15 protein-coding genes are annotated in these 18,803 nt (G+C 34.0%); 10 read left to right on the top strand and 5 right to left on the bottom strand.

All coding sequences use genetic code 11. The features are described 5' to 3' along the window. The gene (locus tag J3D55_RS14995; protein ID WP_259132306.1) at positions 1-1,437 is read left to right on the top strand and encodes a SusD/RagB family nutrient-binding outer membrane lipoprotein; all 1,437 of its coding nucleotides are present in this window, start codon (positions 1-3) and stop codon (positions 1,435-1,437) included. Between the two features lie 89 nt (positions 1,438-1,526). Here the strand turns inward: J3D55_RS14995 and J3D55_RS14990 are convergent, their stop codons facing one another. Further along, positions 1,527-2,489: a beta-1,6-N-acetylglucosaminyltransferase gene (locus tag J3D55_RS14990; protein ID WP_259132305.1), complete on the bottom strand. Its 963-nt coding sequence runs from the start codon at positions 2,487-2,489 to the stop codon at positions 1,527-1,529. A gap of 665 nt (positions 2,490-3,154) precedes the next feature. Here J3D55_RS14990 and J3D55_RS14985 point away from each other — a divergent pair. After that, a complete protein-coding gene (locus J3D55_RS14985) occupies positions 3,155-3,331 on the top strand; it encodes a BF3379 family histone-like protein (RefSeq protein WP_027381692.1) in 177 nt (58 codons plus the stop codon). A 218-nt stretch (positions 3,332-3,549) separates the two neighbouring features. Continuing rightward, positions 3,550-5,121, top strand: coding sequence for a M20/M25/M40 family metallo-hydrolase (locus J3D55_RS14980; protein ID WP_259132304.1), 1,572 nt, complete (start codon positions 3,550-3,552; stop codon positions 5,119-5,121). A 183-nt stretch (positions 5,122-5,304) separates the two neighbouring features. On the opposite strand, the gene J3D55_RS14975 is transcribed toward J3D55_RS14980, so the two are convergent. From J3D55_RS14975 to J3D55_RS14965, 3 genes are all read right to left on the bottom strand, one after another. Next, positions 5,305-5,883 (bottom strand): RDD family protein, encoded by a 579-nt coding sequence (locus J3D55_RS14975; protein ID WP_259132303.1) that lies wholly within the window; start codon positions 5,881-5,883, stop codon positions 5,305-5,307. A gap of 12 nt (positions 5,884-5,895) precedes the next feature. Then, positions 5,896-8,019, bottom strand: coding sequence for a Tex family protein (locus J3D55_RS14970; RefSeq protein WP_259132302.1), 2,124 nt, complete (start codon positions 8,017-8,019; stop codon positions 5,896-5,898). Between the two features lie 465 nt (positions 8,020-8,484). Further along, positions 8,485-10,887 (bottom strand): hypothetical protein, encoded by a 2,403-nt coding sequence (locus J3D55_RS14965; RefSeq protein ID WP_259132301.1) that lies wholly within the window; start codon positions 10,885-10,887, stop codon positions 8,485-8,487. A 281-nt stretch (positions 10,888-11,168) separates the two neighbouring features. Between J3D55_RS14965 and J3D55_RS14960 the strand changes: the two genes are divergently transcribed. Next, positions 11,169-11,846, top strand: a complete 678-nt coding sequence (locus tag J3D55_RS14960; protein ID WP_259132300.1) for a YceI family protein — start codon at positions 11,169-11,171, stop codon at positions 11,844-11,846. A 110-nt stretch (positions 11,847-11,956) separates the two neighbouring features. Here the strand turns inward: J3D55_RS14960 and J3D55_RS14955 are convergent, their stop codons facing one another. Beyond that, positions 11,957-12,313 (bottom strand): hypothetical protein, encoded by a 357-nt coding sequence (locus J3D55_RS14955; protein ID WP_259132299.1) that lies wholly within the window; start codon positions 12,311-12,313, stop codon positions 11,957-11,959. Positions 12,314-12,506: 193 nt separating this feature from the next. Between J3D55_RS14955 and J3D55_RS14950 the strand changes: the two genes are divergently transcribed. The 6 genes from J3D55_RS14950 to J3D55_RS14925 all read left to right on the top strand — a co-directional run bounded on the left by J3D55_RS14950 (position 12,507) and on the right by J3D55_RS14925 (position 18,545). Then, entirely contained in the window at positions 12,507-12,713 is a 207-nt protein-coding gene (locus J3D55_RS14950; protein WP_259132298.1) for a bacteriocin-like protein, read from the top strand. A 57-nt stretch (positions 12,714-12,770) separates the two neighbouring features. Next, entirely contained in the window at positions 12,771-13,028 is a 258-nt protein-coding gene (locus tag J3D55_RS14945) for a DUF1294 domain-containing protein (protein ID WP_259132297.1), read from the top strand. 187 nt (positions 13,029-13,215) lie between these two features. Beyond that, positions 13,216-15,021, top strand: coding sequence for a translational GTPase TypA (gene typA / locus J3D55_RS14940; protein WP_259132296.1), 1,806 nt, complete (start codon positions 13,216-13,218; stop codon positions 15,019-15,021). 91 nt (positions 15,022-15,112) lie between these two features. Continuing rightward, positions 15,113-15,298 (top strand): hypothetical protein, encoded by a 186-nt coding sequence (locus J3D55_RS14935; protein ID WP_259132295.1) that lies wholly within the window; start codon positions 15,113-15,115, stop codon positions 15,296-15,298. A 654-nt stretch (positions 15,299-15,952) separates the two neighbouring features. Next, positions 15,953-17,560, top strand: a complete 1,608-nt coding sequence (locus J3D55_RS14930) for a glycoside hydrolase family 10-like protein (protein ID WP_259132294.1) — start codon at positions 15,953-15,955, stop codon at positions 17,558-17,560. Positions 17,561-17,969: 409 nt separating this feature from the next. Continuing rightward, entirely contained in the window at positions 17,970-18,545 is a 576-nt protein-coding gene (locus tag J3D55_RS14925) for a helix-turn-helix domain-containing protein (protein WP_259132293.1), read from the top strand. The last annotated feature ends 258 nt before the right edge of the window (positions 18,546-18,803 follow it).

Raw genomic sequence — 18,803 nt, 5'->3', positions numbered from 1 at the left:
ATGAAAAATTTCAAAAAAATATTATATACAGGAGGAGTTGTTGCCTCGTTATTCATGTTGAGTTCATGTGAAAGCGATATCACTTCTTTAAATGAAGATCCAAAGCACCCATCGAGTGTGCCTTCCGGAAATCTGTTGGCGACAAGCATGTACCAAGGTTTTTACTATACGTACACAGGAAGTGTGAATTTTAACAATTATCGTTTTTTCATACAACAATGGACTGAAACAACCTATACTCAGGAAACAAACTATAATTTAATTACCAGAAACCAGCCTAGAAATCATTTCAGAAGGATGTATGTCTATACATTAGCTCCTTTGGAACAGGCTAAAAAAGATCTTCCAACAGAAATTAATGCTGATCCTGAAGTGGTGGATAATAAATTGGCGACATTGGAAATTGCGTCTGTTTTCACTTGGGAAAATATTGTGGATACTTATGGAAATGTACCTTACAAAGAAGCTTTACAGGCAGAAACAATTAAATCTCCTAAGTATGATGATGCAAAAACTATTTATTTAGATTTAATTTCCAGGTTAGATGCAGCAGTTTCAAAAATTCATCCAGCTAAGGCAGGTTATCCTGAAGATTTAGTGTATAAAGGAGATATGACAAAATGGATTAAATTGGCTAATTCTATAAAGTTAAGATTGGCGATCAATCTTGCAGATGTGGATCCTGCTACTTCTAAAACTGTGGCAGAAAGTGCTATCAGCGGAGGAGTAATAGCTTCCGCGGCTGATTCTTATTCATTGAAATTTGATGGAAATACATTTACCAATCCATTATTTGATGATTTGGTAGCAGCCGGGAGAAATGATTTCGTTCCTTCAAACGTAATTGTGAACCCAATGAATGCTAAGTCTGACCCTAGAAGAGCAGCTTATTTTGAGAATAAACCACCCGTGACAACCTATACAGGTGGTACGTATGGAACAGGAAATTCTTACGCAAATAACTCTCATGTAAATCCAACATTCTTAGCCGGAAATGCGCCTGCAAATCTATTAAGCTATACAGAAGTATTATTTCTAAAAGCCGAAGCAGCTCAAAGAGGATATAATGTAGGTGGAACTGCAGCCGGTCTATATGCAGATGCTGTTACCGCTTCAATGGCAGAAAATGGTATAACGGGAATGGCAGTTACAGATTATTTATCAGCTAATCCTTATAATGCTGCAAACTGGAAACAGTCGATCGGGTATGAAGGTTGGGTAGCTATGTGGAATAATCCGTTTGCTGCTTGGAATTTTACAAGAAGATTAGACAATCCAGTACTTACAGCTCCGCCATCATCATATATTGGTGGTATTCCATACAGAATGCCATATTCTGATCAGGAATATGTTACAAATAATGCTAATGTTAGCGCTGCAGCCTCTGCAATTGGTGGAGATAAAGCAACAACGAAATTATTCTGGGACGTTAATTAATCAATTAAAACAGTTTAATTTCCTTCATATTGATTCCGCCTTCGGGCGGTTTTTTTTATTTCTAAATTTCCAATTAAGAGCATAAGGATTTAGTTCAAATGCTTAAAATTTTCACTAAGATTTCCAATATCTGCCACTTTCACTAAGGTTTTAAAAGGTATATCATATTGGATTTTAATACCTTCAATTATTTTATTGTCGACATTGTCGTCAAACTTTCGTGCGAAAAGATGATTTCCGGTCTGTAGGAAGTCCAAATCGGTTTCTGTGAAGGTTTTGGGGCGTAATTTAATATCGCCATCAGGAATCCAGATAATCGCTCTTTTATCGTCATTAATCAGGATTCCGTCAAAAGAAGTATTCATTAAGACGGTTTGAAAGAAAGATTCATCGGCAATTAAAGTATTCAGATAATAATCTTCAAATCTTTTAACCTCTATATTATTACTGATAAATTCGCAGCAATCTCTGGTTAAGATCATCCATTGTCCGCCGATATAAGGAATTACGTCTTTCATGAACTCCCTTTTGTGCGTTTTATCCGAAATTTTATCTCCCGTTTCCTCAAAATAATTTTCAATCCTGTTCATCGTTTCAGGTCTTATTTTCTCCTGATCGGCAACTTTAATGTAATTTTTTCCATTGTTTCCGGATAGAAAATCTTTGATTATTTTTTGCGATTTTAATGGATAATCCTGACCGCTCAGATTAATGAAATAGTCCCATTTTGCATTCATTTCCAGCAGATATTTCATCCCGTCCAATTCTGCCTGTACCATGCTGTAGCCTCCCCAGATTACATTTTCACTTTTAAGAATACGTACATTTGGGTATTTATTTAGAAAATCAGTAACCTCTTTTTCGATTTCGTCACCAGCTTTTCTATCAATATTAATAAGATAAAAATTGGAGGGATCGTAGATGGCGTTGAAAAGTTTTTTGAATTGATTGGGTAAACGATGTACTAAAATTAAGTAAGCAATGCAGATAGATTTCATCGGGATATTTTCTATGCTGTGTCCGTCGCTTTCGCTTATATAAACATTTTTCAATTTTATTTATTTTAAATTATGTAATGTTTACAACTTATTTTATAAAGTATTAATAGACATTTTTATAAATATACAAAGATTAAATGATATTTTTATTAAAAATTATTTAAAAACAATTATATGAATGAATATATAATAATTTTACGTATTTATTTTTAAAGAAAATTAAATTTTATTTCTATCGATTTCTATATTATTTACACTTAAAAATTTTAACAAACCGTTTGGTAGCAACCAAAGTTTTTCAGAAATAAGACAACAACTTTATCTTTCTTCAGGAATCTGAACAAACTTTGAAAAAAATATCTCCAGGTTTTTGCCGAAAGAGAATAATATTAGAAAATAGTCTGGAAAGAGTTGCCTGAATGTTTTCAGGACGACAGATTCAGCAAATATTTTTCCAAATGTTTAAACAGGTTTATAATGAAAGTCAAGATTTTCAAAAACTTACGTGCAGTTTTTACTACTAATAATTTAACCCAATAAAACCAAAGTGAACAAAACTTTAGTGACTAAAAATAAAAGTTTAAACCAATCAATTAAAAGAGATGCGTATTTGTAGGAAGAATAAAAGATAAATTTTGATTAATTCTTACAAATTTTTTCTCCACAATTAGGCTGGAATCACCATAAAACCTATATTTGCAGCCTAAATTTTAAAAATTATGAAAGAACTAATTGAAAAAATCAACGCAGAATTTGAAGCTTTCACAACTGAAGCGAACCAACAAGCAGAAAAAGGAAACAAGGCAGCTGGAACTAGAGCTCGTAAAGCAGCTTTGGAACTAAGCAAATTGTTCAAAGACTTCAGAAAAGTTTCTGTTGAAGAATCAAAAAAATAGTTACTCCTAAACCGGCTTTTTAAGTCGGTTTTTTTATTCATTTAATGTATTGTCAATAATCGACTTTGATTCGTAGCTCTTTAGCGAATCTTTTTAATCATTAAGAATTAAAAATTGACAATTCATAAATTCCCTTTTTCCTTTATTTTAAAGCATTTTCCTCCTTTTATTTTACATTCTGACCGAATCTGTTTATCTTTAAACCAATCAATAAAATTATGAAGATAAACAGATTTTTTGTGATGCCCGCGATAGTTGTGGCAACGCAATTTTCTTTGGCTCAAACGACTGCAGGTTCTCAGGAAAAACTTAATCCGGTTGTTCAAAGTTTTGTGAATGAGATTAATACCAATTCGCAATTGGAAAATATGGCTCATGATCTTCTTGATGGGATCGGACCGCGTTTGGTGGGAACTCCGGAAATGTTGGCAGCAAACGAATGGACGGCCAATAAGCTGCGTTCTTGGGATATTGAAGCCAATCTGCAGCAATTCGGAACCTGGAAAGGTTGGCAAAGAGGAATCACGCATGTGGATATGGTCTATCCTCGTATAAAAAGCTTGTCTGCAACACAATTAGCATGGAGCCCTGCAACCAGAAAAGCAATCGAAGCCGAAGTGATTATCCTTCCCAAAGTATCTTCAAAAGCGGAATTCGACAAATGGCTGCCTTCTGCGAAAGGTAAAATTGTTCTTATCGCACAATATCAAAAAATAGGTCGTTCCGATGAGCAGATCAAGGAATTTGCGACTCCTGAATTATATGAAAAATTAAAAAAGGAAAAAGAACAGGCTTCAAAAGATTTTCAAAACTATGTAAAAAGCATTGGTTACGATAACAATTCGCTTCCTGAAGCTTTAGAAAAAGCCGGAGCTGCAGGAATTTCCATTTCAAACTGGACGGGAATTATGGGCGCAAACAGAATTTTCGGAGCAAAAACTACAAAAATTCCGATGATCGACATTGATGTTGAAGATTACGGAATGTTATACAGAATGGCTGAGAATGGCCAGAAACCGAGAATTAAAGTAGAAACTCATTCAAAAGTTCTTCCTCAAGCGAAAACTTTCAACACGATCGGAGTGATTAAAGGAAAGGAAAAACCTAATGAATATGTCATTCTTTCCGCACATTTAGATTCTTGGGACGGTGCTCAAGGTGCGACAGACAACGGAACGGGAGTTCTTACCATGCTTGAAACCATGAGAATTCTGAAGAAATATTATCCTAATAATAAAAGAACTATTGTTGTCGGACTTTGGGGAAGCGAGGAGCAAGGATTGAACGGATCGAGAGGTTTTGTGGCAGATAATCCTGAAATTATTAAAGGAACACAAGCTGTTTTTAATCAGGATAACGGAACAGGTAGAATCGTGAACATCGGCGGACAAGGCTTTATGAATGCTTACGACTACATCGGAAAATGGCTGAATGCAGCTCCAAAAAATATTAAAGATCAGGTAAAAACAGATTTTCCGGGAATGCCTGGAGGAGGAGGTTCGGATCATGCTTCGTTTGTTGGAGCAGGAGTTCCCGCGTTTGGTCTGGGTTCTTTGAATTGGGGTTATTTTGGCTACACATGGCACACAACCAAAGATACTTATGATAAAATAATCTTCGATGAGGTGAAAAATAACGTGATTCTTACGGCAACTTTAGCGTATATGGCGTCAGAAGATCCCGAATTTACGAGCAGGGAAAAGAGAGCAATGCCTCTTGACGAAAAAGGGCAGGTTACAAAATGGCCGGAAGCAAGAAAACCGATAAGAGATTCTAAAGATTTTAAATAAGTTTTTTTTGGAGCTATTTCCCGCTTTCCATTGCAATCTTTTTTCGCAAAAAAGGATTTTCATTGCAATCGGGGCTAGGAATTTGCGACTGTTACAAAAAATCAAACTTTCAAGGTTTACTTTCAGAGCTACAGACTTTGTGGTTACATAAAAATGTAAAGAGATACAATAAAAAAGAGCGGCTTACTCAATAAGTCGCTCTTTATTTTTAGGTTGTTCTACATTTAGTAAATTCCTGATCTCGGCTATTTTGCTTTCTTTTACGATGTAGGTTTTGCATAATTTATTGTTCATGTGCATGCTTAGATTCGTTCTCATGGTTGTTTGAGTTCCCATTGCAACGGTTTTGAAGGTGTGTTCTGAAAAGGAAGGATAGAAGTTTGCTAAGCACAAAAAATTTCTTTTTAATGAGGTAGAAAAATTAGGGTAATTTCCAAAATCATCAATCACAATCATTCTAAAAATCTTTTTTCCTAAAGTACTTCCCCAAATTGTTTCGGTAAAACTTCCCAAAATTATTACAGACGGGATTGACAAGATAAATGCTACAATCGGAGGCTGTTTAAAAAGAAAAAAGAAAATCAAAAAGAAAGGAATAAGATCGATAATTTTTGCAACTTCTCTTTGTCTGTCACTATCGGGAAAATTCACTTTATAAGGTAAATAATATTCAAAGAAATCGTAAATGCGATTTCCCTCCAAATCAAAACTTCTTGTCGCTCTTCGGGTAATCTTCTTATCCTTTAATTCTGAAATTTTCATTTGTACTTTTAATTATATAATCATACTCAACTGTATTCTTTTTCTTGCTTCATCAATTTCGGTTACTCTTACCTGAACGTGTTGGTGTAGTTTTACCACTTCATTTACGTCAGAAACAAAACCGTCTTTTAACTGAGAAATATGAACCAGTCCGCTTTCTTTAATTCCCAAATCTACAAAACATCCGAAAGCTGTAATATTATTGACAATTCCCGGTAAAATCATTCCGATTTTTAAATCGGTGATCTTTTTTACATTAGGATCAAATTCGAAAACTTTCGCTGCTTTTCTTGGATCTAATCCTGGTTTTTCCAATTCCTTTAAAATATCTTTTATTCCTAAAATTCCGATTTCTCCGGTAATATATTTTTCAGGATTTATCTGAGCGATTTTTTCTTTGTTGGCGATTAATTCATTGGTTTTAATTCCAAGATCTTTTGCCATTTTTTCAACAATTCCATACGCTTCCGGATGAACTGCCGAATTATCCAAAGGATTTTTAGCATGATTAATTCTCACAAATGCCGCCGCTTGCTGAAAAGCTTTTTCTCCTAATCTGGGAACTTTTTTCAATTGTTTTCGGTCTTCAAAAGCACCGTTTTCAGCTCGGTAATTCACGATGTTTTCCGCCATTTTCTCGCCGATTCCTGAAACATAGCTTAATAACGATTTACTTGCTGTATTTAAATTAATTCCGACAGAATTCACACATTTCATTACGGTAGAATCCAGTTCATTTTTCAATTGAGTTTGATCGACATCGTGTTGATATTGCCCGACTCCGATAGATTTGGGATCAATTTTTACCAGTTCCGCCAACGGATCTGCCAATCTTCTCCCAATAGAAACCGAACCACGAACCGTCACATCATAACTCGGAAATTCGTCTCTTGCAATTTTACTCGCAGAATATACCGAAGCTCCGGCTTCCGAAACCACGAAAACCTGCAACGGCTTATCGAATGCAATTTTTTTAATGAAAAACTCGGTTTCACGGCTTGCTGTTCCGTTTCCGATGGAAATGGCTTCAACATTATACGCATTCACCATCGAGCGGATTTTTTTCATCGCCATTCCGCTTTCGTTTTGTGGAGCGTGCGGATAAATGGTTTCGTTGTGTAAAAGATCTCCTTTTTCGTCTAAACAAACGATTTTACAACCGCTTCTGTAACCAGGATCGATCGCTAAAATTCTCTTTTCTCCCAAAGGTGGAGCAAGTAACAATTGTGTTAAGTTTTCAGAGAAAATCTCGATCGCTTTTTTGTCGGCTTTTTCTTTGGCTTCCTGTAGCGTTTCGTTGGAAATAGCAGGTTCCAACAATCTTTTGTAGCTGTCTTTTATCGCTAATGAAATATGCTCGGATGTTTCGTTATTTGATTTAATAACTGCATTTTCTATAAAATCGATTGCTTCATCTTTATCGATTCCGATATTTGTTTTTACAAAGCCTTCAGTTTCGGCTCTCAACATTGCTAAAAGTCGGTGAGAAGGCATTCTGTTCAGGCTTTCTTCCCATTCAAAATACTGCGAAAATTTCTGAGCATCTTCTTCATCTTTTTTAGCTTTTACAACTTTAGATGTGACAACGGCTTTTCTCTGGAACAGTCGGCGAAGATTTTTTCTGACGTACATATTTTCATTAATCCATTCTGCCATGATATCTCGCGCACCCTGCAAAGCTTCTTCTTCAGACGAAACTTCATCATTCAGATATTTTGAAGCTAAAAACTGCAAATCCTGAACTTTCTGACTCATAATCATTTTAGCTAAAGGTTCCAATCCTTTTTCCTTTGCGGCATCAGCTTTGGTTTTCCTTCTTTTTTTGAAAGGCAAATACAAATCTTCAAGCTCTTGAATATCAAAACTTTCTTCAATTCTCTGTTTAAATTCCGGAGTTAGGGCATTTTGTTCTTCTACAGATTTTAAAATGGTTTCCTTACGTTTTACAATTTCTTCAAACTGTTTGCTGATCTTTGAAATCTGTTCGATCTGTACTTCATCAAGGTTTCCGGTTTTATCTTTTCGATACCGTGAAATAAAAGGAATGGTGCAATCTTCAGCCAATAACTGAAGGGTAGCGTTGATACTTTTTTCGGATATATTTAAGGTTTGTTGTATATAAGTAATGGTGTTCATTCGAAAATTTTGAATGGCTAAAGTACTGACTTTTTTATAAAATAATTTACTTTTTTCTTCTACATTTGGTGTAGAATTCTGTAAATATAGGACTTGTTTAAACTTTTATTTTGACTATAAATTTAAACACTTAAGTTATTGTAAGTTTAATTGAAACCGTAAAAAAGATCACTTAAGTTTTTAAAAATGTTTGATTTTTATTCTTTTGTAAAGTACTGTTTTTACATCATGATTTCCCACAAGGTTTGTCATTCCGCAGGAATCTAGGTGCGAATCTTTCCATACTATTTTCTAAAATCTTTGCTTAGATTCTTGCGGAATGACAAACGGTGTATTTGTTTTCAAATGTTGAAACGACATCCAAAATAGCGAGTGCGGAAAGCGGGAAAAAGCTCCTTAAAAAAATAATAAAAGTACAATTCGAAGAAGTCAAATAACTTCAAATAAAATATTTAAACAAGCTTATTATTTAATTATTTCATTGTAATAAATAGGAGTGTAGTCTTTTTCATCGTAACCCATAATAATGACTTTATAGTTTTTTGCATCGTCATTATTAAAGAATTGTACCTGAACCGGTTCTTTGGACTGTGTTTGCAGCGATGGATTCCAATAAAGAACATTGCGGAAATCTTTAGAAATATTGTTAAAACCTTCATCCCCGTAAACCGGACTTACAAATGGTGTCTCCTTATCGAAACCGTTTAAAGTAATCTGTTTTAATTTTGTCGGAGCCGTAGAATTACTTACAGAACCTGTAATTCCGCCTCTTTTGGTATAAATTGCAATGGCTCCGTTTCCGCCTCCAAAACCGCCTGCAAAAAAGCCTTTCATCACTTTTACCATGGCAATATCTGAGGTTGAAATTGAATTAATCTGAGAAGGATCGACTTTCATTTCGTCCAGATAAATGCTTATTTCGCTGCCTCTTAATTTTGGAATAAATTCTCCCATATTAGATTCGATGGTCAATCCGGCAACTCTTCCCTGTAACCATTGCAAAATATTGACAGATCCTTGAGCGCTGTTGTTATCATTCACGAAATCGAAAATCATATCATTCGCACTTTGAAACAAAGGACCGCTGAGTTTCTCATTAAGCTCTTGGGTTTTGTTTTTTCTTACGCCTTTTAACTTCACTTCTTCGATAAGAGTGGCTTTTTCGTTAATTAAGCTTTGATTATTTTTCGTTGTAAGATATCTTTCGATTTGAGCGGTCGGTTTATCTTCATTGGTGCGTTGTACCAGATTATAATTGCTTTCAGGTAAACTCTTTTTGTAAGGAACGAAAGCATAATTGGGCTGGAAAATCACCTGAACCTGTTCTTTAGGTATTTTAGGATCATTTAATTGATAGGAAAACTTAATGGCATCTTCAAAAAATAAACTGTTTAAAGAGAAAAATCCGTTCGCATCAGTTTTTTGCTGATAGAATTTTACTCCCTGATTGGGCATTTCAAACAAGAGATTCAAATCTGTATTGGGAGCGGGTTTTCCCTGAACTGATACCTTTCCTTTGTAAGAAATATACGATTGCGGTTTATTACCTATAATAGGATAGGTTCCCGACATGATCGTTTTCCAGTCGAATCTTTTCCATTTTTCTGAAATTAAAAGAGCATCTAACGCGTCTGAATTATGATTTTTTGTAAAATATTGCGATGGTGTATAGATTTTTGAAGTGATATCGCCTGTTAACCATAACGTGCTTAATAAGCTGTTTTCATCTTCCGAACTGTCAGAATTTCCGTCCAGTACGAGAACAGTATAAGCTCTTCCGTCAGAAGTTTGAGGAATGCCGAATGAGTTTGACGCTCTCGGAGATTCATTAAGAGATAAAGACTGAATTTCCGGTTTTTTTATCTTTAATACATCAGGCTGAACAAAGCAAAGTCTCTGCGCGACAATGTTTTCTTTATCATCAAACACGGTAAACTGCAAAACCCCGTTGATGAGCTGGTTTGCGGGAATAGAGTAGGTTTTTTCTAATATTTTGTTTGATTTAACTTTAAAAACCAATTGGTTACTAATCGTTGCAATCACTTTATATAATGTTCCTGGAGCAATATTTTTTGATTTTAAAGCAAATTTAACGGCATCATTAGTGTTTATAACCTGAAGATTTATCCCTGAATCTGATACATTGGGTAGATCAATGGTCTGTTTATTCCCTTTTGAATCATCGACGATCAACTGATATTTCGCTCCGGCTTTTGGAGTTAATGAAAATGAACCTACATTTTGATCAAAACCTTTAAATGAAGTTATTTTTACATCAGGTTTTGCTGTATCTACAATATAACCGTTCCAATCGGATGGTGGTAATCCTTTTGACTGCAGACGAACGGCAAATTTTGTATTGATACCGTCTACAAAAGTTCCGCTTTCTGGGAAAACCGAGGCTGTCCATCGGGAATTGCTGTCAATGACAAGTTTTTGAGGAGAAGAAGGATTATACACTGTAATGGGTCTTAACGCCTGAAAATCTTCATTAAAATTAGTCATCCACGTTGTATAAGCTCTTACGTAGTAAATGTCTTCTTTTAAATTGTCGGGTAGCGTAAAGTTTCCGCTGCCTTCTCCATTAATTAAAGGAACTAATTTTTTGCTGATCTGAGTTTTATTCCGGTCATACAATTCTACAAACAAAGAGGTAGAAATCGTTGAAGGGCTGTATCCATCAAAGACGAAAGATTTGAACCAAATATTTTCTCCCGCGACATAACTGTTTTTATTGAAAACCAAATGTACTTTTTCCTGAGGATATTTTTCTGTAAATATTTCTAAAGCACTCTCCGCTTTATCCTGTGCTTGAAAATTACTGAAAGTACTTAAAAAGAGTAGTATTGGTAAGAGTTTATTTGACATAGAAATAGAATTATTTACATTAAAAATAATTAAGTATAAAAGTACATCATTTGAGATTTTAATACAATGCAAACGATTGCAAAGTAGATTAAAATATTATTAAAATTTTTATCTTAAACTTGTTAATTTCAATGCGGAAAATTATAGAATTGAAAGGAAAATAATAATTTCTTGATGTATGATAAGGCGTTAAACAATTAAGTTTTCTATTTTTGGACATCGAAATTTGAAGTATTCTAAATCATTTAATAAAAATAAACTTTTTAAACAATTTAAATAATATGAAAAAACTTAGTGTAATTGCATTAGTGGGAATTGGGTTATTTGCAGCATCTTGTAACAAAGAAAAATCTGCAGAAAATGCTGCTACAGCTCAAGAACAGAGTGTAGCTGAAAGCAAAGGTGAAGTATTGGCGATCGACACAGTAGCTTCTGTAGTAAACTGGAAAGCTTTTCACAAAGGCGGAATGGCTCCTCGTTGGGGAACTCTATCTGTAAAATCTGGTGATTTAAGCATTGAAAACGGAAATGTATCTGCAGGAAACTTTGTGATCGATATGAACTCTATCAAAGTAGATCCGGCTTCAGTAACAGAAAAAGATAAAAAACCAGCAGACTTGGAGACTCACTTGAAAACTCCTGACTTCTTCGATACTGCGAAAAACCCTACATCAGACTTTAAAATCACTAGCGTAACAGATCTTAAAGAAGCACCAAAAGATGCTGTTGCAGGAGCAAATAAAACGGTAAGCGGAAACCTTACTTTATCAGGGAAAACAATGAACGTTACTTTCCCTGCAAAAGTGGATGTAGCAGAAGGTTCGGCTTCTATCCAAGCTAAATTCACTGTAAACAGAGCAGACTGGGGAATCAAATTCGGAACTTCTGAAGCAGATCCTGCAGAATGGATGATCAGCAAAGACATCGAAATCGCTGTTGACGTAAAAGCTAAAAAATAATATTGTTAGATTATAAAATCATTGAAGCTGCCTTTTTTAAGGTGGCTTTTTTTTGGTTTTAAAGTATTATGTGTATCTAAAAGAGTATTGCTTGAGACAAATAAAATAGATCAATTCAAATACTCAGAAGTATTAATCCTCACGCAATATTCACTTCCAAGATAGAGTGGATCACCATGTTTCTCCGACCAAAAGCCATCTAAAATATCCTTGCTGAGGCAACGGTAAACAGCAACTCCTTTATAAATCTTATGATCATCACCCTCATAATTAAAGTTGATAACTAAAATTTCGTCCTTATAAAAACCTGTGCCGTTCTGTTCATGATCACCGATTATCCATTGTGCGATAATACGGTTGTTTTCATCAAGAGACAACGTTAATATGCCTTGATAAGAAATGTAGTCTGCCTCCTCCTGATTGCTTCCCTGAACAGAATAACTGCCCACTAATTCCTGTACTGTCATTGGTTTGCTTTTCTAATGGATTACAAATTTAAAAATCTTGTTTTAATTGAATCATGAATATTTTTTATCAGTTATAAAGTTTTAATTAATTTTTTATTATATTATTCATTAAAAGATGAAATATTTTCAACAAATATTTTTTCCTTGATTATTTTTTTATATTTTTATCATTCAAACTATCAAAAAATATATCATGAAAAATTTAAAAAAGGTTTCAAGAAGAGAAATGAAATCTATTCAAGGAGGAATTATTAAAGGTATGGTAAGATGTAAAAATCCAGATACTTGTGTAGTACAATGGGGATGGGGGACAGGTTCGTCTGCTAATTGTGGTGATTTTGAAATTATTTGTGGAGAAGCTCCACCACAAGATCCATGCGAAATAATGGCATGTGTATAAATAAAAGTTTAAAAGAGAGTGTTTTTCAGCACTCTTTTTTTATTTACATTTGTCTCAATGACTTATTTATTATTAATAATCAATATTATTAGTTTCATCATCTTCGGTATTGACAAACAAAAAGCCGTAAAACATAAAAGGAGAATCTCAGAATTAAATCTTTTAATACTGACTTTTCTAGGCGGAACAATCGGTGCAATACTAGCAATGCTCTTCTTCAGACATAAGATTTCAAAGACATCTTTTTTATTAAAATTTGGATTAATTGTGTTGATTCAAACGGCGTTGATTTACTTTTTTCAAAAATATTTTTAAGATTACTCATTAAAAATTAATCTGTTATTCTCAGTTTTTCACTTCAATATCAAGATAATTCATTCAATTGTAAAGTATTAAGAAAGGCTTTTCTTTTAACTTCTTCATTATGAAATTATTAATTAATAAAACTTGTTGCTGATTATTTCATTAAAAATCACTAATTTTGCACCCGTAAAAATCTTTTATGCAAAACATTAGAAATATTGCGATTATCGCACACGTTGACCACGGGAAGACTACTTTGGTTGACAAGATCATCCACGCTACCAATATTTTCAGAGAAAATCAGGAAAGTGGAGAATTAATTATGGATAACAACGATCTTGAAAGAGAAAGAGGGATCACGATCTTATCCAAGAATATTTCTGTTACTTATAAAGACACGAAAATTAACGTAATCGATACTCCTGGTCACGCCGATTTTGGTGGTGAAGTAGAAAGAGTATTGAAAATGGCAGATGGAGTTATTTTGTTGGTGGATGCGTTCGAAGGACCAATGCCACAAACAAGATTCGTACTTCAGAAAGCGTTGGAATTAGGATTAAGACCATTGGTTGTTATCAATAAAGTTGATAAACCAAACTGCCGTCCTGAAGAAGTTCATGATCAGGTATTTGATCTGTTCTTTAACCTTGAAGCTACAGAAGAGCAGTTGGATTTCCCAACATTCTACGGTTCTTCTAAACAAGGTTGGTTCAACACTTCACTAGAAGAAACTGAAAACATTTTCCCATTATTAGATGGTATTTTACAATATGTTCCTGAACCTAAAGTTGAGGAAGGGAATCTTCAAATGCAAATCGTTTCTCTTGATTTCTCTTCTTTCTTAGGAAGAATTGCGATCGGAAAAGTAATCAGAGGTGAGATCAAAGAATCTATGTGGATTGGTCTTGCTCAGGCAGACGGAAAAGTAGTGAAAGGAAAAGTAAAGGAATTGTACGTTTTCGAAGGTCTTGGTAAGAAAAAAGTAACTGAAGTAAAAGCTGGAGATATCTGTGCTGTAGTAGGTTTTGACGCTTTCCAGATCGGGGATTCATTCGTAGATCTTGAAAATCCTGAACCATTGCCAAGAACGGCTATTGATGAGCCTACGTTGAACATGACGTTCTCTATCAACAATTCACCTTTCTTTGGTAAAGATGGTAAATATGTGACTTCTAATCACTTGAAAGAAAGATTGACTAAAGAATTAGAGAAAAACTTAGCATTAAGAGTTGAGCAGACTGATGATGCAAACACTTTCTTGGTATTCGGTAGAGGTATTCTTCACTTGTCAGTTTTAATTGAAACGATGAGAAGAGAAGGGTACGAAATGACAATTGGTCAGCCACAAGTTATCTTGAGAGAAATCGACGGAGAAAAATGTGAGCCTTACGAATCTTTGGTTGTTGATGTTCCTGAAGAATTTGCTTCTAGAGTTATTGATTTGGCAACTCAGAGAAAAGGTGACCTTCACATTATGGAAACTAAAGGTGAAATGCAGCACATGGAATTCGAAATTCCTTCTAGAGGTTTGATCGGATTACGTTCTCAAATGTTGACAGCTACTGCAGGTGAAGCTATTATGGCACACCGTTTCACAGAATATAAGCCTTTCAAAGGGGCTATTCCTGGAAGAAGTAATGGTGTATTAATCAGCAAAACTCAAGGTCCGGCTACAGAATATTCTATCGCAAAATTACAGGATAGAGGTAAGTTCTATGTTGATCCGGGTGAGGAGATCTATGCAGGTATGGTTATCGGTGAGCAAAACAAACCGGGCGACTTAGTTGTAAACATCGTTGAAGCAAAACAATTGAACAACATGCGTGCTTCTGGAAAAGATAAAGATACAGGTGTTGCACCAAAAATCTTATTCTCTCTTGAAGAATGTATGGAATATATCCAGTCTGATGAAGCCATCGAGGTAACTCCAAACTTCATCCGTATGAGAAAGAAAATCCTTTCTGAAGAAGAAAGAAAAAGAATGGAAAGAGGAGCGAAAGCATAATCTAAAATTCTTAAATATACTAAAGCCTCGATTTTTTCGGGGCTTTTTTCTTTTTAATTGATTAATTTAGCATAAGTAAAATATAAAGAAGATGACAATTACTAAAGAAAAACTCCATAAACAGATTGATGAATTTCCGGATGAAATTAGTATTGATGAAGTAATTGAAAGATTAATCATGATAGAAAAACTGGAGATCAGAAAAAAAGAATCTGAGAATAATGAAACCATTTCCGAAGAAGAGCTTAAAAATGAAATGGAAAAATGGTTCAAGTAACAAAGTAGTTTTAATCCATTAAAAACAATGGAAAAATTTAAGAAAGTATCTCTAAAATTTTTTTAAATATAGACCTTGTTTAAACTTTTATTTTTACCACAAAAGATTAACACATCATTTATTTAAGTTCATTACTAAACAGTAAAATAAGAACACAATAGCTTTTAAAAATCTTTGATTTTTGTTCTTTTATTACCTTTTGTTTCTCAATAAGTAAAATAATAACACATCAATAATAGCTTTTGCCTCTTTTTTGCGGTTAAGTTTTTATTTGTTTAAACAGTTTAATATTAAAGCCTTGATTTTTTCGGGGCTTTTTTCTTTTTAATGTTTCTCGATAGGAATATTCAATAGGAGCGGCCTTTAGTCCGCTTTCAACATTCAAACAAAAAAATCGGCTTTAGCCAAAACATAATTTTATACATTTCTAAACGCAAGAATATTGGTGTGATAGGGTTTTTAGCAAGCTTTACATTGCGAAATTTTATTGCAGATAAAATCCTTGCGCCTTAAAACAAGATGTTTAATTATAATTTTGAGTCTTTGCGATTTAAACCAAATGAAGTAAATTTTAAATAAGTCTATAATTAAAAATCCATTTTATTATTGTAATTTTTAAAATCAAAAAAATAAATTAATGTAGTTTTGCAGACTATGAAAGTGAATAAACTAAAGCTGGTATTTTTATTCGGAATTTTTACATCCTTTACTTCATGTTCTGTTCAGAATAATGCGGTAAAAGCAACGACTCCGACAAAAAATACAACAAAGCCGAACAATAATATATCAATCCCAAAAGATTCTGTTGTAATTAACAAACCTGTCACGATTCCTACAGATGAGGTTTTCAGAACCAATCTCCCCGAAATCAACCGCGAATTCCGTGGAGCATGGATTGCAAGTGTAGCGAACATCAATTGGCCTTCAAGAAATAATTTAACGGTTGATCAGCAAAAAGCAGAAGCCATCAATATGTTGGATATGTTAAAAGATAACAATTTTAATGCAGTAATTTTCCAGGTTCGCCCTTCTGCGGATGCTTTGTACACGAGTAATATCGAACCTTGGTCGTATTTTTTGACGGGCGAAACAGGAACGGCTCCTTATCCTAATTATGATCCTTTACAATTTTGGATTGATGAAGCCCATAAAAGAGGATTGGAACTGCATGTTTGGTTAAATCCTTATCGTGCGCATCATACAAACGGCGGTTCTCCCAATAGTTTGTCGATGGCAAACAAGCTTTCAGACATTGTTGTAAGGTTAAGAAACGGAATGTATTGGTTTGATCCCGCTGATCCGAGAACACAAGGTCACGTTTCTAATGTCGTGAAAGATATTGTGAAAAGATATGATATTGATGCCGTTCATTTTGATGATTATTTTTATCCGTATGCAACGTATAACAAAGGAGCAGATTTCCCGGATAATGCGACTTGGAACGCTTATGTAAACAGTGGAGGAACATTGTCAAGAGCAGATTGGAGAAGAGATAACGTCAACAAATTTGTAGAAAGAATTTACAAAGAAATTCATGCTGAGAAAAGCTATGTGAAATTTGGAATCAGTCCGTTTGGAATCTGGAAACCGGGTTTTCCGGAAGGTATTGTAGGTTCTTCGCAGTATGACGAATTATATGCAGATGCCAAATTATGGTTAAATAAAGGTTGGGTAGATTATTTCTCACCCCAATTATACTGGCCGATTGAATCAAAAGGACAGCCTTTCGAAACATTATTAAATTGGTGGAAATCAGAAAACGCAATGAATCGCCATCTTTGGCCGGGCTTAAATACCGTTGAAATTAAATCATCAGATCGTTCGACGGAAATTAAAAATCAGATTGAAATTTCAAGACAGGTTTTAGGAAAAGATGCCGGAGAAGTTCATTGGAGTATTGCAGGTCTTACAAAAAATGCCAACATGCTTCCAACGTTGAAAAACGGACCGTACAAAGAGAAGGCATTGGTTCCGAAAACCCCTTGGTTGAAAACAGTTCCGTTACAGACTCCGACCTTATTTATCAATGATAACGGGAGTTTTGTACAGACAAACTGGAGTAATAAAAATATAAAAGATGTTTTCCAATGGGTGCTTTTCACTCAGTACAATGGAGCTTGGGAAACGGAGATTCTAACGTTAGATCAGCTTTCAAAAGAGATCCCTAAATATAAAGATGGTAAAACGTTGAATGCAATTGCCATCAAAGCCATTGACAGATTAGGAAACGAAAGTGACTATATGGCGAAGAAAATAAAGTAATTTTAATTAAAAGATACTAAAAATTAAACTCAGCGATCTTAATTGGTTGCTGAGTTTTTTTGATGAATTTGTTTCAACTTTTATTTTTATAGTTGGAAATCGCAAAGGCGCAATATAATATCTATAACAATGTTTTAAGGCGCAAAGATTTTATCTATGATAAAATTTTTACCGTTTTATTGTAAAATATTTATTGAAAATCTTCGATTTTCTTGCGCCTTAAAAACTGTATAATATAAAAAGCTTTGCGCCTTTGCGATTTCCAACAAAAAGAGTTAGAAATTTTCAATAAAAGTTTAAAAGAATTGGGTATTGACTATTTCCAATTTATAAATATTATGAAAGAATTATCATTTAATATAGTAAATTTGCCGCTACATATAACCAGATTGAGCTAATAGTAAATGATATGAATGATTTTTTAATAGGTATTGGAAAGAGATTAAAAGATATTAGGAAAAAAAATAATTTAACTATTAACGAGCTGGCTCTCAGAGCAAATGTAAGCAATGGTTTGATTTCCAGAATCGAAAATGGACGAACAATTCCTTCTCTTCCTGTACTTTTGGATTTGATTCAGTCATTAGAAATCGATGCGAGTTATTTTTTTGAAGGTGTTGAGAAAAAATCGAATGCAAAATTCATTTATTTACCTAAAGAAAGTCAGCAGGTTATAGAAAAGGAAGTGGAAGCCGAAGGTTTTAAGTACATGCATATTTTCAGTAAAAGCCTTCATTCACTAGGTTTTGAAGCTGTTTTGCTAACTCTTGGACCTAATTCTAAAAGAGAAAAAGTAATTACAGATGCTTGGGAATTTAAATATATTCTAAAAGGCGAGGTGAAATATTTAATCGATAACGAAGAAATTATTTTAAAAGAAGGTGATTCTTTGTACTTCAACGGGAAACTTCCCCACGTACCGGTAAGCATCAGTGATGAAAGCTGTATTATGCTGGTACTTTATTTCTATTCGGATAATAACTAAAAAGAAGATGATTTTAAATCTATTTTAGGTAAAAAGTTTACAAATAGTAAAATTTACAATTTTCGATATTTCCGATTCTTAACATAAAATTTATTTTAATATCAAAATACAATGAACCACGGATGAATGGTTCATTTTTTATTTTTGATAATAATCGTTTGTTTAATAGGGTTTTATGATGTGAAATTCCATTTTTATAAACTACACGAAATAAAAAAGAGATAAGACTCAGTTAACATAAAATAGATACTTCTTAAA

It is taken from the genome of Chryseobacterium ginsenosidimutans, from assembly GCF_024807225.1.
GTDB classification, from domain to species: domain Bacteria; phylum Bacteroidota; class Bacteroidia; order Flavobacteriales; family Weeksellaceae; genus Chryseobacterium; species Chryseobacterium ginsenosidimutans.
This window is presented reverse-complemented; position numbering and strand designations above follow the sequence as displayed.